Annotated in this window: 11 protein-coding genes; 6 read left to right on the top strand and 5 right to left on the bottom strand. The window is 69.3% G+C overall.

The annotated features are described in order from the left end of the window. Positions 1-308 precede the first annotated feature (308 nt). Positions 309-4,193, top strand: coding sequence for a CDP-glycerol glycerophosphotransferase family protein (locus J3486_RS30615; RefSeq protein WP_374194793.1), 3,885 nt, complete (start codon positions 309-311; stop codon positions 4,191-4,193). 26 nt (positions 4,194-4,219) lie between these two features. Here J3486_RS30615 and J3486_RS30610 read toward each other — a convergent pair whose 3' ends face one another. Next, complete coding sequence (locus J3486_RS30610) at positions 4,220-5,131, bottom strand: endonuclease/exonuclease/phosphatase family protein (protein WP_207826116.1); 912 nt, start codon at positions 5,129-5,131, stop codon at positions 4,220-4,222. A gap of 97 nt (positions 5,132-5,228) precedes the next feature. Between J3486_RS30610 and J3486_RS30605 the strand changes: the two genes are divergently transcribed. From J3486_RS30605 to J3486_RS30590, 4 genes are all read left to right on the top strand, one after another. Beyond that, positions 5,229-6,674 carry a hypothetical protein gene (locus J3486_RS30605; protein ID WP_207826114.1) on the top strand — a complete coding sequence of 482 codons (1,446 nt, stop codon included), beginning with the start codon at positions 5,229-5,231 and terminating at the stop codon, positions 6,672-6,674. A gap of 38 nt (positions 6,675-6,712) precedes the next feature. Next, positions 6,713-8,239 carry a hypothetical protein gene (locus J3486_RS30600; RefSeq protein ID WP_207826112.1) on the top strand — a complete coding sequence of 509 codons (1,527 nt, stop codon included), beginning with the start codon at positions 6,713-6,715 and terminating at the stop codon, positions 8,237-8,239. Between the two features lie 194 nt (positions 8,240-8,433). Then, positions 8,434-9,354, top strand: a complete 921-nt coding sequence (galU, locus tag J3486_RS30595; RefSeq protein ID WP_207826110.1) for a UTP--glucose-1-phosphate uridylyltransferase GalU — start codon at positions 8,434-8,436, stop codon at positions 9,352-9,354. Between the two features lie 53 nt (positions 9,355-9,407). Beyond that, a complete protein-coding gene (locus tag J3486_RS30590) occupies positions 9,408-10,439 on the top strand; it encodes a hypothetical protein (RefSeq protein WP_207826108.1) in 1,032 nt (343 codons plus the stop codon). Between the two features lie 48 nt (positions 10,440-10,487). Here the strand turns inward: J3486_RS30590 and J3486_RS30585 are convergent, their stop codons facing one another. Continuing rightward, the gene (locus J3486_RS30585) at positions 10,488-11,351 is read right to left on the bottom strand and encodes an SDR family oxidoreductase (RefSeq protein ID WP_207826106.1); all 864 of its coding nucleotides are present in this window, start codon (positions 11,349-11,351) and stop codon (positions 10,488-10,490) included. Positions 11,352-11,440: 89 nt separating this feature from the next. Here J3486_RS30585 and J3486_RS30580 point away from each other — a divergent pair, with 89 nt between their 5' ends. Then, positions 11,441-12,187: a TetR/AcrR family transcriptional regulator gene (locus J3486_RS30580; RefSeq protein WP_207826104.1), complete on the top strand. Its 747-nt coding sequence runs from the start codon at positions 11,441-11,443 to the stop codon at positions 12,185-12,187. 21 nt (positions 12,188-12,208) lie between these two features. Here the strand turns inward: J3486_RS30580 and J3486_RS30575 are convergent, their stop codons facing one another. The 3 genes from J3486_RS30575 to J3486_RS30565 form a co-directional block, all read right to left on the bottom strand. Then, on the bottom strand, positions 12,209-12,697 hold the full coding sequence (locus J3486_RS30575; protein ID WP_207826102.1) for a nucleoside deaminase: 489 nt from the start codon (positions 12,695-12,697) through the stop codon (positions 12,209-12,211). Between the two features lie 75 nt (positions 12,698-12,772). Continuing rightward, the gene (locus tag J3486_RS30570) at positions 12,773-14,914 is read right to left on the bottom strand and encodes a 3-hydroxyacyl-CoA dehydrogenase NAD-binding domain-containing protein (RefSeq protein WP_207826100.1); all 2,142 of its coding nucleotides are present in this window, start codon (positions 14,912-14,914) and stop codon (positions 12,773-12,775) included. Beyond that, entirely contained in the window at positions 14,911-16,128 is a 1,218-nt protein-coding gene (locus J3486_RS30565) for an acetyl-CoA C-acyltransferase (RefSeq protein ID WP_207826099.1), read from the bottom strand. The genes J3486_RS30570 and J3486_RS30565 overlap by 4 nt, the downstream gene beginning before the upstream one ends. Positions 16,129-16,233 lie beyond the last annotated feature (105 nt).

Here is a 16,233-nt window from a genome sequence, read left to right as displayed (position 1 = left end):
GAGAACTATAGGCAAGTCGACTCGTCGGACAAAAAAGAAGTAACTCTATCGTCATGAGGAGATGAGCAACACATTAACTGCGGTTGACCAACCTTAAGAGTGACATAAGATGTGGAACGCCTGTGATGGACGGAGCCGGGGGGCTTTGCCGAGGTCGCAGGAGCGGATGACACCAAGGCGAGGGGAAACGCCTGGTGGGCGCCGAGCAGAGGGAGGGGCACCAAACAGCTTGGTGCGTTGAGCGTCCAGTGGGCGAATTGTCTTGGTAGGAGTGCGAGTTGGCGGTTCATCCGCGTCTGAGTGTTGTCGTGCCTTTTCAGGATGTCGAGACGTATCTCGGTGAGTGCCTGGAGTCGATCGCGCGCCAGTCGTTCCGCGACTTCGAGGTGATCCTCGTGGATGACGGATCAACGGACGGTTCCACGCGCATCGCCGCCGAGTACTGCGCGGCGGACCCGCGCTTCAAGCTCATCAGGCAGGAGGGCCAGGGGCCGGGGCACGCCCGCAACACGGGCCTGCGGGCGATGCATCCGCAGGGCGAATTCCTGGCCTTCGTCGACGGCGACGACGTCATCCCCGAATACGCCTACGACCTTCTCGTGCGCACCCTGGAACAGTCCGGTTCGGACTTCGTCTCGGGCAACGTGCAGATGATGAACTCCACCAAGAAGTGGCAGTCACCGCTGCACAAGGGGCCGATGCAGAAGAACCGGCGCGGTACCCACATCACCCGCTTCGAGGCGCTGATCTACGACCGCACCGTCTGGAACAAGCTGTTCAGGCGGTCGTTCTGGGACTACCACTTCATCGAGTTCCCCGAGGGCGTCCTCTACGAGGACTCCTGGGTCAACATGTTCGCCCACTTCCGGGCCGAGAAGGTCGATGTCATCACGGACATCGTCTACTACTGGCGTCGCCGTGAAGGTGGCGCCGCCCCCTCCATCACCCAGCGCCACACCGAACTGTCGAACCTCCGTGACCGTGTCGCGGCCGTCCAGTCGGTGAGCCGTTTCCTCTCCGAGCGCCGCTCCAAGGTCTATGAGGAGAGCAAGCGCAAGTACGACCTCGCCTGCCTCAAGTCCGACCTGATGCTGCATCTGAAGGTGCTCCCGGACGCCGACGAGGAGTACCGGGACGCCTTCATGCAGTGGGCCAACGAGTTCCTCGACGAGGCCGACCCCAGCATCATCGACGAACTGCCCGCCGACGCCCGCGTGAAGTGGCTGCTCGTCCGCGAGGGGCTGCTGGACGAGCTGCTCGACGTCATCGAGTTCGAGCGCAAAGGCGGCCCGATCCCTGTCCAGCGGCGTTTCCACCGCTACCTGAAGTACCCGTACCTCGGTGACCGCGAGGTCGGCCTGGACCGCAAGGCGTTCCGGCTCGACAAGGAACTCTCGCTCGCCGGATCGCTCACCGGAGCGCGCTGGAGCGCCAACGGCGATCTGCTGAACCTCAGCGGCATGGCGTACATCCGCTTCATCAACGTGCACAAAAAGCGCATGTCGGTGAAGGCGATCGCCCTGCGCAACAAGAAGCAGGGCCGGATGGTCGTCACCACGGCGAGGACCACGTACGCCCCGCTGGCCACCGAGCGCTCCAACCAGAATCGTTACTGCTACGACTGGGCAGGCTTCGAGGCGCGGATCGACACGACCCGACTCAAGCGCAAGGGGCAGTGGGTCGAGGGCACGTGGGACGTGGCTGCGGGCGTGCTCAGCCGGGGCCTGTTCCGTTACCGCGGCATCGACCGCGGCGGTGCTGGTTCCGCGGCCAACCCTCCGTACAAGTACGTGGACAAGAACACCCGCATCCTGCCTGTCTTCCTCCAGGGCAAGCTCAAGCTACGCGTGGAGATCGTGCGCAGCCGCATCACCGCGCACCGCATCGTCGGCGACAAGCTCGAACTGCGCGGCGTCTACCTCGGCCCCACGGTCCCCGACTGGGGCAAGCTCCGCGTCACCAGCCTGAGCGGTGCGGGACAGCACGACGCCAAGGTGTACTTCACGGCCGGCGGCGAGGGCTGGTGCACGTTCGCGGCACTGGTGCCGCTGCGCTCGCTCGTGCCGGCCTTCCGCGCCGACGCCCAGGGCGACGTGGACATCCCGAAGTCCTGGAGCATGGGCAGCAACGGCTGGAAGACGACCATGCACGTCGAGGGCCGGAAGGCGCCTCTCTATCCCGTCATGGCGGAGGAGACCCCGGACGGGCACTACCGCATGCCCGGCCGCCTCCAGACGAGGGAGGGCGACCGCGAGGTCGTCGTCCACCGCAACGGTTCCGGCTACCTGGTGCTCTTCGAGCGTGCCACGCTTCCGCTGGCGGAACGCTTCACCTGGCGTGAGAACGGCGGACTCGAAGTCATCGGCCGCTACCAGGCCGCGGACCGGCTGACGCCGGAGGAGTACCGCGCGGCCCACATCGTGGTCCGCTCCCGGGCCCACGGCGCCGAGCGAGAGATCCCGCTGGAGTGGCACGGCAACAAGTTCCGATTCGCCCTCACGCCTGCGGCCATGCGCACGCTCGCCGGTGACATTCCGCTGGCCGCGGGCCGGTGGGACTTCTTCCTGCGCCGCCAGGACCTGTCGGCCGTCGCCCGCGAGGACCGCCTCGAGGACCTGATGGTCAAGATCGAGCAGGACCTCATCGAGGACTTCCCGCAGGAGTACGAGGAGAATGAGCGCCTCTACGAACTCCAGGCCGAGGCCTACGACCGTCTCTCCCTGCTCGTCCACTCCGCCATGCCCGACCACGCCCGCGGCCCCTACCGGCAGAAGCTCCTGCGGACCAAGACGTACCAGGCCGCACGCCGTCAGCCGGTGCGCCCGGCGATCCTCTTCGACGCGTTCAAGGGCACCCAGTACTCCGACAGCCCGCGCGCGCTGCACGAGGAACTGGTGCGCCGCGGCGTCGATCTGGACCATCTGTGGGTCGTCAAGGACGACCAGGTCCAGGTGCCGCCGAGCGCGATCCCCGTCCGCATGTGGTCGCCCGAGTGGTACGAGGCCATGGCCACCAGCGCGTACATCGTGGCCAACAATCACATGCCCGACTGGTTCGAGAAGCGGGACGGACAGGTCGTCGTCCAGACCTGGCACGGCACTCCGTTGAAGAAGATCGGCCACGACATCGAGGCCATCCACTTCGCCGACAAGCGCTACCTGGAGCGGGTCGAGAAGGAGGTGCAGAACTGGGACATGCTCGTCTCGCCCAACAGTTTCTCCACCCCCATCCTGCAACGGGCGTTCGGCTTCCCGGGCGAGATGGTCGAGTGCGGCTACCCGCGCAACGACATCCTGCGCCGCGCCGGAATGGAACGCCGCGAGCAGGAGATCCGCCGCAGGATAGGCCTGCCCGAGGGCAAGCGCGTCGTCATGTACGCACCGACCTGGCGCGACGACCAGTTCTACGCCCCGGGCAAGTACAAGCTCGACTTCAGGATCGATCTGGACGACGCACGGGCTCGTCTGTCCGGGGACCACGTGCTGTTGGTGCGCCGCCACCCGAACGTGGTCGACCCGGTGCCCGGCGCGGGCGACGGCTTCGTCTTCGACGTCTCCGACTACCCGGACATGGCCGATCTGTCCCTGATCACCGACGTGATGATCACGGACTATTCGTCCCTGATGTTCGACTACGTCAACACGGGGCGGCCGATCCTGTTCTTCACGTACGACCTCGATCACTACCGCGACACCCTGCGCGGCTTCTACTTCGACTTCGCCAACAGCGCACCCGGTCCGCTCGTCGACACCTCGGAGCAACTGATCTCCATGATCCGGGACATCGACCGGATCCAGGAGGCGTACGCAGAGCGCTACCGCTGGTTCCAGAACCAGTTCTGCGACCTGGACGACGGTTATGCCGCGGCCCGGCTCGCCGACCGGATGCTCGTCGCGGGCGGTGACCTCGCCCCCGAGGCGGCGCGAGCCCCCGCGGTCGGGACTGTCGACGCCCGGCACGTCGCGCGCCGGCTCACCCCGCTGCCGCGAGCACCGCACCCGTACGCCGCCCCTGGCCGACAGGAGCAGGCGCAGTACGCCATCGCGACACGACAGGCGCCACAACAGCAGCCGCAGTCTCAGACGGCTCTGCAGGCCCGCCAGCTGGCTCCGGCGCGTCACCAACAGCCCTATGGTGCGCGGCAGGTGACGCGCCCCGACGACCAGCGGACCTACGAGGGCGTGGTCGTGTGAAACAGTCGGCCACCGCGCCCGGCGGCTCAGCCGGTGCGCAGCCGCAGCAGCAGGGCGTAGTGGTCCGAGTTGCCGGTGTCGCGCACCGTGCAGCGCACGCGAGGCAGCCCGGTGAACAAGTAGTCGATCTTGTGACCGGACACATGGGTCACCTGGCCCGAGCGGGCGTCGGGCGAACTCTGGTCGCACTCGCGCTGTGCGGAGAAGGGGGAGGACGGCCAGATCCAGGCCGTCGCGCGGTTGCGGGCGGGCGGTTCCAGGTTGAAGTCGCCTCCGTACACGACTCGGGTGCCGGACGCGGCACCGGTCAGCTCCCGCAACTGGTCGTCCCGGTACTCCCACCCTGGGTGGGCGACGTCGGCGCCGGCCGTGCTGAGGTGCGCGTTGCACACCGTCAGTCGGGCCGCCCCCACCGACGCGCACAGGATGCCCCGCTGCAGTCCGACGACCGGCTGCTTGGAGGCAACGGTGCGCACCGAGGTCAGCCGGCTGGCAGACAGTATCGCTATGCCCGCGGCACCCTGCCTCGCCTCGGCACAGTGCACAGGGGTCAGCCGACCCGTCGCTCCGCGCCACCGATAGGGGTGGAAGGCGCTGCGCCAGTCGGTGCCCAATTGCCTGCGCACCGAAGCCACATCTGCGGAGCAGGCCTCCTGGAGAAAGATCACCCGGGCACCCGCGTCGTCGGCGAGTTGCCTGACGGACCGCTGCTTGGCGGCTGGCGTGCCGGTGCCCGTGCAGTGCCACTTCTTGACGCCGCACATGTTCCAGGTCGCCACGGTCAACGTGCGACCGGTGGCGGGCCTGGACGACTGTGCCGAGACCAGACCCACCACCACTGCGACGGCGAGCAGGACCGCGACTGTCGCCGCGGTGACCGTCCACGCCGCCCGGCGCCGCCGGTCAGGGCCGGGGGACGGCGGTTGTATCGGATGCATTGCGTCATGATGTCCGATCGGCCGATCGAATACCAATGTCCGTTTTACCGGTCCTGTCCCGATGTCGGGGCTCAGCCGAGAAGAGGGGAGGAACGCCGTGGCCAAGCCATCTGCTAAGGGCCGTCAGGCGATTCAGGGCATCTACGCCGCGGAAGGCGTCCCGGTCGAGTACCGGTTTGCCCACGCGCGGAGCGGAAATCGCCATCTGACCGTGGTCTTCGCCAACCTCTTCGCGCCCGACGACTACGGCTGGGCGACCGGTGTCCTGGACAGCCTGCGCTCCAACATTCTCTGGATCCGTGACAAGTTCGACGGCGCCAATACTTACTACCTCTGCCGGGGAATGGACTTCTCCGTCGAGCGGTCTGTGATCGGTCTGATCAACAACGTGACGCGCTCGCTCGGCCTCACCCCCGACGACGTCACACTGTGGGGCAGCTCCAAGGGCGGCAGCGCGGCCCTCTACTTCGGGCTCAAGTACGGCTTCCGGAACATCGTCGCCAGCGTGCCCCAGCTGGCCATCGGCTCCTTCGTCCGCGACGTCTACCCCGAGGTCGGACGGCACATGCTGGGGGACTCCATGGCGGACGGCGAAGTCGCCGTCCTCGATGCGCTCCTGCCCGACCTGCTGCGCTCCGGCACCAATCCCGACGCTCACCTCTACCTGGTGTCGTCCCCCCAGGACGAGCAGTACCCGACTCAGGTGGAGCCCTTCCTGGGCCTTTTGCAGCGGTATCCGAACTTCAACTTCATCTTCAGCGAATCCCCCTTCATCACCGACCACGGCAAGGTGACCCAGCGCAATACGCCACCGCTGCTGGGCATCGCCTACCTCCTGGTCGAAGGCATCGCACCGCGCCTGGGAACGACCCGGCACGGATATGAGGAACCGGATGCCGATCGGGCTGGAATCGACGGGTTCCTGGCATCCACCTCCGTGGTGCAGGAGACTTTCGCCGCGCCAGTCGTGCTCGAACCTCCGGCCGGGAGTCTGGTACCCGCGAACCGTGTCCGCATCGGCGGCCGTGCGCCGGGGGCCGTGCGCGTGAGCATCTGGGAGAACGGGGCGTATCTGGCATCGGCCCCGGTCGGTCAGGACGGATCCTGGGCCTGGCAGCGGGAGGAGCCCTTCGCTGTAGGCGATCACGTGCTCCGTCTGTTCGCCGTCGATCCGCAGGGGTACCAGTCTCCGCGCGCCGATGTCGAGTTCACCGCAGGACACCAGGTGGCAGCGGCCCGGGTGAGCCCTCCGGTGATCCACCGTCCCCAGGCGCAGCAGCAGTTGCCCGCGACGAGCGTCACCTTCTCCGGGACCGCGGAGGGAGCCGTGCAGATCGGCTTCCGGGTGAACGACACGCCGCTGGGGGTCTGTGCCGTGGCGGCCGACGGCACGTGGTTCTGGGATTCCGGATACACCTGGCCCGAGGGAACGCATGTCGTCGAGGTCGTCGCCGTGGACGGGGCCGACGCGGTGTCACAGCCGTGCTACGTACCCTTCGTCACCGTGAACGTTCCGGCACGTACGGCGCCGTCCCGGTACTGACCCCTCACCCGCACAGAGATCGAAGCTGGAGTCCGACCATGTCCACGAAGAAGCCCGCAGCCGGACGGCAACTGCTGACGGGGATAGACACCTCGGGGGCATTCCCGGTCGAGTACCGGTTCGCCCACGCGAAGGGCGGCAACCGCCATCTCGTCGTGGTCTTCGCCAACTTCGCGGTTCCCCAGGACTACGGCTGGTCGAACGGTGTCTTCGACAACATCCGGGCGAACATTCTGTGGATCCGTGACCGGTTCGACGGGATGAACAGCTACTACCTGTGCAAGGGCATGGACTTTTCCCTGGAGAGCTCCGTGGCCGGACTCATCTTCAATGTGATGAAGGCCCTCGATCTCACACCCGACGACGTCACCATGTGGGGTGGCTCGAAGGGGGGAAGCGCGGCGCTCTACTACGGGATGCGTTACGGATTCCGGAACATCGTCTCGATCGTTCCCCAATTCCTCATCGGCACCTACGTTCAGACCATCCACCCCAAGGTCGCCGACTTCATGCTGGGAGAGGGAGCGCCGCTACAGAACGTGCGGGCCGTGGACGCCCTCCTGCCCGACCTCGTCCGCGCCCGGACCAATCCGCGCGCCAACATCTACCTCCTCTCCTCCCCCCAGGACGAGCAGTTCCCGACGCAGGTGGAACCTTTCCTGGGCTTGTTCCAGGGGTACGAGAACTTCAACTTCATCTTCAGCGAGTCCCCCTTCATCACGGATCATGCCCTCGTCACGCGGCGCAACGTGCCCGCATTGCTGGGCATCATGAACCTGCTCGCCGACGGAATCGCCCCGAGGTTCGGCCACGTACGCAACGGATACGAGCAGCCTGACCGGGATCGGTCTGCCATCGACTCCTACCTGAAGGCGACGTCGGTCGTGCGTGGCGTGGACTTCCCGGCCCCGGTGGTCACTTCTCCCGCGGCCCATCAGGAGGTGCCCAGGAACGCTGTCCGGTTCTCCGGTACCGCCGCGGGTGCCGCGCGCGTCGTGGTCTGGGAGCACGGCAAGTATCTCGGGCAGACCGACGTGGCGGCGGACGGCACGTGGTCCTGGGAGCTGGGCCGGTCGTGGAGCAGGGGGAAACACGCCGCGAAGGTGTACGCGGTCAGCGCGGAAGGCTTTCAGTCCGCGCGCGTCGAGGTCGCCTTCGTCGGAGGTGACGAGACGGCCGGCGCAGGCCCGGTTTCCGGACCAGGGGCCCAGGCTGTGCCCGGCATGCTCATGGGGTCGGGGGGCGCGTCGGCCGGTCCGGCGGTTCTGACCCCCGCGGCCTATGAACAGGTGGCGGGCCCCGGCGTCGTGTTCACCGGTGTTGCTCCCGGGACGGTGCAGGTTCTCTTCCGCGAACAGGGGCAGATGTTGGGCGCGGTCGCGGTCGGGCAGGACGGGCGCTGGTCCTGGGACGCGGGGTGGGCCTGGGCTGCCGGTACGCACGAGGTCGATGTGGTGGGACTTGACGCATTCGGCGGCGAGATACCCGTGGGGCGCGTGCCCTTCGCCGTGACGGGGGCCTCGGTCGGTGCCCCCACGAACGGCTACTTCGGTGGAGCTTTCTGAGCGGCATCCGGACCGCAAAAGGTTGTACACCCGAACGTTGCGCTTCGGCATAGATCGCGGGGCGGTTCTGAATCCTTTCCCTCTGGCGTCCGTGATGTCCGAAAGGCGGAGAGGCGACGTTCAGGTGCGTGGTTACTGTGAAGAAGTCCAACGATCATGAGAAGACGCGGCGTCACCGCCGCCCGGAGACAACTGTGTCACTCAAGAAGACCCGCGCCCGCAAAGCCGTCATCCCCGCCGCGGGCCTCGGCACCCGATTCCTCCCCGCCACCAAGGCGACACCCAAGGAGATGCTGCCGGTCGTGGACCGGCCGGCGATCCAGTACGTGGTGGAGGAGGCGGTGCGCAGCGGGCTCGACGACGTGCTCATGGTCACCGGCCGCAACAAGCGGGCCCTGGAGGACCACTTCGACCGTGCCTACGAGCTCGAACACCTGCTGGAGCTGAAGGGCGACGCCACCAAGCTGGCGCATGTGCGGGAGTCGAGCGAGCTGGCCGACGTCCACTACGTCCGCCAGGGCGACCCGCTCGGCCTCGGTCACGCCGTGCTGGCCGCCGAACCGCACGTCGGTGACGCCCCGTTCGCGGTGCTGCTCGGTGACGACCTCATCGACGAGCGGGACCCGCTGCTCGCCCGGATGCTGGAGGTCCAGGAGCAGTACGGCGGCAGCGTCGTCGCGCTCATGGAGGTCGAGGACGACCGCACACATCTGTACGGGTGCGCCGCCGTGGCCCCGTCGGGCGACGCGTCCGGCGACGTGCTGGCCGTCTCCGACCTCGTGGAGAAGCCCGAACCGGGCACCGCGCCCAGCAACCTCGCCGTCATCGGCCGTTACGTCCTCGCCCCGCAGATCTTCGACATCCTGCGCAGGACTCCGCCGGGACGCGGCGGCGAGATTCAACTGACCGACGCCCTGCGGCAGTTGGCCCTGAATCCGGGTCTCGGCGGACCGGTGCACGCGGTGGTCTTCCGCGGCCGCCGCTACGACACCGGGGACCGCGGCGACTATCTGCGCGCCGTCGTCCGGCTGGCCTGCGAACGCGACGACCTCGGCCCGGAGTTCCGCACGTGGCTCGGTGAGTTCGTCCGGGAGCAGGGGATCGTGTCGGCCTGACCCGACGGCGGGTGGCCGGTGGCCTGCCGTGCGGTCCGCATAAGCTGAAGGGTGTGAACGGCACCTGGTTGACCTGCGCCCGTGACGGCAGGCTCTGTGTCCACTCGTACGCCGCCGACGCCGGTGCGGTGGTCTGCCGCGTCGAGCGTGCGCCCGGCGGCCCGTGGACCGACCCCCGCACCGTCGGCGGCGACCAACGAGTCCATCCCGCCCTCGCCCTCGCCCGATCCGCCGAGCGCTACACCCACCTCGTCACCTGGCGCCCCACCACCCCCGGCGAGTCCGGCCTCGTCCACTCCACCCACTTCCAGCCCCACCTCTCCGCCCTGGACTGGACCCCGATCGGGCACCCCAACAAGAAGGGTGACCGCACGGGCGACCCCGCCGTGGCCGTCGACGCGCAGGGCCGTGCTCATGTCTTCGTCCGCAATCTGGGCGGGGGCGTGAGCATGCGGGCCCAGTTGGAGAAGGGCGGCTGGGGGCCGTGGCGTGACCTCAAGGGGAAGGGCGTGCGGGGGCGACTCGCCGCGGTGGCGGGGGAGTCGGGGCTGATCGTGCTGCACGCGGCGACCGCCGAGGGCCTGCTGCGCTGGCGTCAGGAGGAGGCCGGGGAGCCGCCGGTCCTGGACGACAAGCCGCTGCCCGCCGCCGTCCGCCCGGACTCCCCGCACGCCCTGGCGACCTCGTCCGAGGAGGTCACGCTCTTCTACGTCGATGAGGACGGCGGCCTGTACGCGTGGCGCGGCGACGCCGACCCGGTGCGTGTCCTGGACGCGGCGGGGCCCGGGCAGCTGACGGCGATCCGCAGCCGCCTCGACGGTGTCGACTGCACGCTGCTGGCCCAGCGCGCCGCCTCCGGCCGCCTCGCGTTCGCCGCGTACCCGACACAGACGGAGAGCGCCGGTGCCTGGTGGGCGGAGTCGGGCGACCCGCTGCCGGCCGACACCCGGATCGCGCTCACCGAGGACGGGCAGGGAAGGGTCGTCGCGGGTGCCCTCGTGCCCGGCGCCCCGGACCGGATGCTGCTCACCCGCAGGAATGCGGAGCCGGGTCTCGCGCTGGAAGCGTGGCGGCAGGTGTTCTAGGGCGTCCAGGGATTTGCCCGGACAGGCCCTGGGCCGCGGCCCCAGGTGTCACGCGGCTGCCCAGGCCCGCTCCAGCTCGTGACCGAACGAGGCGGGCTCACGGCCGATCAGCTCGGCCAGCGTCGAGTCCACCGTGGTGAACTCGCCGTCGCGCGCCGCCGCGAAGATGCTCAGCAGGAGATCGGCGATCGGGCCGGGGGCGCCGTGCGCCAGGGCCTGCTCGTGGAAGGTGTCATCGGGGAGCACGGTGCGGGTGAAGGGGCGTCCGGTCATCTCGGTCGCCAGCTCGGCGACGGCGTCGAAGTCCAGCGCCGCCGGGCCGGTGAGCGGCGGGGTCGGCCCCTCGAAGCGGGCCGCGCCGGCGAGGATCGCCGCGGTGGCCTCCGCGAGGTCGTCGTGGCCGGTCCAGGCGACCGGGCCGTCGGCGGGCAGCGCGATCTCGCCGGTGTGCCGGGCGCTCTCCAGGAACTGCAGGGCGCTGGCGGCGTAGAAGCCGTTGCGCAGCGCGGTCCAGGGCAGCCCTGTGGCGGCCAGCAGGTCCTCGGTCGCGGCGTGGTCGCGGCACGCCTGGAAGCGGGAGTCGTGGGCGGCGCCCATCTGGCTCGTGTAGAGGATCCGGCCCGCTCCGGCCTTCACGGCGGCGTCGACGGCGGCGCGATGTCCGGCGACGCACTCCGCGCCGACCCGGTCAAGGGACACGAGCAGCACCTGCTCGGCGCCCTCGAAGGCGTACGCGAGGGAGGCCGGGTCGTCGAAGCTGCCCTGCCGCACCCGCACCCCGCGGTCGGCGAGGTCCGCGGCCCTGCGGGGGTCGCGGACGCTGACGCCGACCCGCTCGGCGGGGACGCGTTCCAGGAGGCGTTCGACGGTACGGCGGCCGAGCTTTCCGGTGGCTCCGGTCACGATGATCACAGGGATCTCCCCAGGTTGTTTCCGATGGAATCGTTTCAACGGTAACACTGAAACTAACGGCGGAACCAGGATCCCGATATCGTTGGTTCATGGCTTCCCGTGAGACCTCCACCAGCACCGAGACCGCAGCCGGTCCGCGCCGCCGCATCGTCGAGGCAGCCGTCGAGCTGCTGGAGAGCGGGGGGCCCGACGCGGTCAGCACCCGCGCGGTCGCCGCCGCGGCCGGCCTGCAGCCGCCTGCGATCTACCGGCTCTTCGGGGACAAGGAAGGGCTGCTGGAGGCCGTCGCCGAGCACGGCTACGCGCGGTTCCTGGAGAGCAAGCGCGCGCGGCTCGACCCCGCGCCGGAGGATCCGGTGGAGGAGCTGCGCGACGGGTGGGACACGGTGGTGGAGTTCGGGGTCACGCACCCCGAACTGTTCGCCGTGATGAGCCGGGCCACCGGCCGGGAGTCGCACGCGGCGCACCGCGCGGGACTGGAGATCCTGTACGGGAGGGTGCGCCGGCTCGCGGCCGCCGGGTGGCTGCGGGTCGACGAGGAACTGGCCGCCCAGATCATCCGGGCCACCGGCCAGGGCGCGGTCGTCACCTGGCACGCCACCCCGGCCGAGCGCCGCGACCCGGCGCTGCTGACCATGCTGCGCGAGTCCATGGTCGCCGCCGTCACCCGCGCCGAACCGATGGTGCGGGCCGCCGAGTCGGGACCCGCGGCGGCGGCCCGCACCCTGCGCGCCGCCCTCCCGGACGATCCCGGTGTGCTGAGCGAGGCCGAGCAGCACCTGCTGCGCGAGTGGCTCGGCCGGCTCGCGGGGGACGGCGGCGCCCCCCGGACCTGAGCGGGGGGCGTCTCGGCCCGCTCAGGTCCGGGACGTGCCGCCGTGGAGGCGCACGTGCAGCGCCCGTACGTCCTCGACCAGCTCCGGCACCGGGCCCTCGACCGTGACCCCGGGCGCCACGTCGTTGACCGGCAGGGCCCGCACCGGGGCCTGCGGGACCCCCAACTCCTGGAGCCAGTTGCTCAGTTGGGCCGAGGACGCCACGTACACGATCCGGCCGAGGCCCACCCAGGCGTGGGCGGCCGCGCACATCGGGCAGTGCTCACCGGACGTGTAGACCGTCGCCGCCGCGCGCTCGGCGGGGCTCATGTGCGCCGCCGACCAGCGGGCGAGCTCGAACTCGGGGTGGCGGGTGTGGTCGCCGGACGCCACCCGGTTGCGGTCCTCGGCGAGCACGCTGCCGTCGGCGCCGACCAGGACCGAGCCGAACGGCTCGTCGCCGACGGACAGCGCCTCGGCGGCGAGTTCGACACAGCGGCGCAGGTGGGGGAGTTCGTTGTCCTTGACCATGAGGGCAGCGTAGACACGCGGGGCCCCGCGGACCAGTACGGTCCGCGGGGCCCCGGTGACAGAGGTGGTGCGGTGTTACGCGGGGACGCTCGCGACGCCCGCCGCCAGGAACGGCTTGCCGTTCACCCGCTCCGAGACGCCCTCACGGTCCAGGTACGGAGTGATCCCGCCCAGGTGGAAGGGCCAGCCGGCGCCGGTGATCAGGCACAGGTCGATGTCCTGCGCCTCGGCGACGACACCCTCGTCGAGCATGAGCCCGATCTCCTGGGCCACGGCGTCGAGGACACGGTCGCGGACCTGCTCCTCGGTGAGGACGACATCGCCCTGCTTGAGCAGCGCCGCGACCTCGGGGTCCAGCTCCGGCTTGAAACCGTTCTCGGCGGAGTAGACGTAGAAGCCGCGCTTGCCCGCCTTGACGACCGCCGCCAGGTTCGGGGACACCGTGAAGCGGTCCGGGAACGCGCGGTTCAGGGTCTCCGAGACGTGCAGACCGATCGCCGGGCCGACCAGCTCCAGGAGGACCAGCGGCGACATCGGCAGACCGAGCGGCTCGACGGCCTTCTCGGCGACCTCGACGGGGGTGCCCTCGTCGATGACGTTCTGGATCTCGCCCATGAAGCGGGTCAGGATGCGGTTGACGACGAACGCCGGGGCGTCCTTCACCAGCACAGCCGTCTTCTTCAGCTTCTTGGCGACACCGAACGCCGTGGCGAGCGCCGCGTCGTCGGTCTGCTCGCCGCGCACGATCTCCAGGAGCGGGAGGATCGCGACCGGGTTGAAGAAGTGGAAGCCGACGACCCGCTCGGGGTGCTTCAGCTTCGACGCCATCTCGGACACCGACAGCGACGAGGTGTTGGTGGCGAGGATCGCGTGCGCCGGGGCGACGGCCTCGACCTCGGCGAACACCTGCTGCTTGACGCCGATCTCCTCGAAGACGGCCTCGATGATGAAGTCCGCGTCCGCGAAGCCCTCGGCCTTGTCGAGCACGCCGGAGACGAGGCCCTTCAGGCGGTTGGCCTTGTCCTGGTTGACGCGGCCCTTGCCGAGCAGCTTGTCGATCTCGGCGTGGACGTAGCCCACACCCTTGTCGACGCGCTCCTGGTCGATGTCGGTGAGGACCACCGGCACCTCGAGGCGGCGCAGGAAGAGCAGCGCCAGCTGCGAGGCCATCAGGCCCGCACCCACGACGCCGACCTTGGTGACCGGGCGCGCGAGCGACTTGTCCGGGGCGCCGGCCGGGCGCTTGGCGCGCTTCTGCACCAGGTTGAACGCGTAGATGCCGGACCGCAGTTCGCCACCCATGATCAGGTCCGCGAGGGCCTGGTCCTCGGCGTCGTAACCGGCCTGCAGGTCACCGTCCTTGGCGGCGGCGATGATGTCCAGCGCGCGGTACGCGGCCGGGGCCGCCCCGTGCACCTTGGAGTCGGCGATGGACCTGCCGCGCGCGACGGCCTGGTCCCAGGCCTCACCGCGGTCGACGTCCGGACGCTCGACCTTGACGTCGCCCTTGAGGACGTCGGCCGTCCAGATCAGCGACTGCTCCAGGAAGTCGGCCCCCTCGAAGATCGCGTCGGCGATCCCGAGCTCGTGCACCTTCTTCCCGTTGAGCTGCTTGTTCTGGTTGAGGCTGTTCTCGATGATCACCGAGACGGCGCGGTCGGCACCGATCAGGTTCGGCAGCAGCGTGCAGCCGCCCCAGCCGGGGACCAGACCGAGGAAGACCTCGGGCAGCGAGAAGGCGGGCAGCGCCTTCGAGACGGTGCGGTACGTGCAGTGCAGACCGACCTCGACGCCACCGCCCATGGCGGCACCGTTGTAGTACGCGAACGTCGGCACGGCCAGACCCGCGAGGCGCTTGAAGACCTCGTGGCCGCCCTTGCCGATGGCGAGCGCGTCGTCGTGGTTCTTCAGCAGCTCGACACCCTTGAGGTCGGCGCCGACCGCGAAGATGAACGGCTTGCCGGTGATGCCGATACCGACGATCTCACCGTCGGCCGCTTCCTTCTCCACCTGGTCGATGGCGGCGTTCAGGTTCGCGAGCGAACCCGGGCCGAACGTCGTCGGCTTCGTGTGGTCGAAGCCGTTGTCCAGCGTGATGAGCGCGAACCGGCCCGCTCCGTAGGGGAGTTCGAGGTGGCGTACGTGCGCGGACGTGACGACCTCGCCGGGGAACAGCTCGGCCGCACCCTTCAGCAGCTCAGCAGTGGTGGTGCTCACTTGTCCCCCTCGAAGTGCGGGTTCTCCCAGATGACGGTCGCGCCCATGCCGAAGCCGACGCACATGGTGGTCAGGCCGTAGCGGACCTGAGGCTGCTCCTCGAACTGGCGGGCCAGCTGCGTCATCAGACGGACGCCGGAGGAGGCGAGCGGGTGGCCGAACGCGATGGCGCCGCCGTACTGGTTGACGCGCGCGTCGTCGTCCGCGATGCCGTAGTGGTCCAGGAAGGCCAGGACCTGGACGGCGAACGCCTCGTTGACCTCGAAGAGGTTGATGTCCTCGATGGACAGACCGGCCTTGGCGAGCGCCTTCTCCGTGGCCGGGATCGGGCCGTAGCCCATGACCTCCGGCTCGACGCCCGCGAAGGCGTACGAGACGAGACGCATCTTGACCGGCAGGTTGTGCTCGCGGGCGAAGTCCTCGCTCGCGATGATCGACGCGGTGGCGCCGTCGTTGAGACCCGCGGCGTTGCCGGCGGTGACGCGGCCGTGCGTACGGAACGGCGTCTTGAGCCCGGCGAGGTTCTCCAGGGTGGTCCCCGGCCGCATCGGCTCGTCGGCGGTGACCAGACCCCAACCGGTCTCGCCCACCTCGGCGTTGGTGTTGCGCACCGAGATCGGGACCAGGTCCTGCTGGATCTTGCCGTTCGCGTACGCCTTGGCCGCCTTCTCCTGCGAGCGCACGGCGTACTCGTCGGCGCGCTGCTTGGTGATGTGCGGGTAGCGGTCGTGCAGGTTCTCGGCGGTCATGCCCATGAACAGGGCCGACTCGTCGACGAGCTTCTCGCTCACGAACCGCGGGTTCGGGTCGACGCCCTCGCCCATGGGGTGACGGCCCATGTGCTCGACGCCGCCGGCGATGACGGCGTCGTACGCGCCGAACGCGATGGAGCCGGCGGTCGTCGTCACGGCCGTCAGCGCACCGGCGCACATACGGTCGATCGAGTAGCCGGGGACGGACTGCGGCAGCCCGGCGAGGATGCCCGCCGTGCGGCCCAGGGTCAGGCCCTGGTCGCCGATCTGCGTGGTCGCGGCGATGGCGACCTCGTCGATCTTGGCCGGATCCAGGTTCGGGTTGCGGCGCAGCAGCTCCCGGATGGCCTTCACGACGAGGTCGTCGGCGCGGGTCTCGTGGTAGATGCCCTTCGGGCCCGCCTTGCCGAACGGGGTGCGGACGCCGTCGACGAAGACGACGTCCCTGACGGTACGAGGCACGATGGCTCTCCTCCAGATGCGGGATTGCACTGCTGCGGGGCACACGACTGAGCGTGCGCTCACCCCCTCATGCTACTTGCGGGTAACCATGCTGCCCAGTCCCCA

It is taken from the genome of Streptomyces sp. VRA16 Mangrove soil (genome assembly GCF_017377775.1).
Lineage (GTDB): Bacteria > Actinomycetota > Actinomycetes > Streptomycetales > Streptomycetaceae > Streptomyces.
This window is presented reverse-complemented; position numbering and strand designations above follow the sequence as displayed.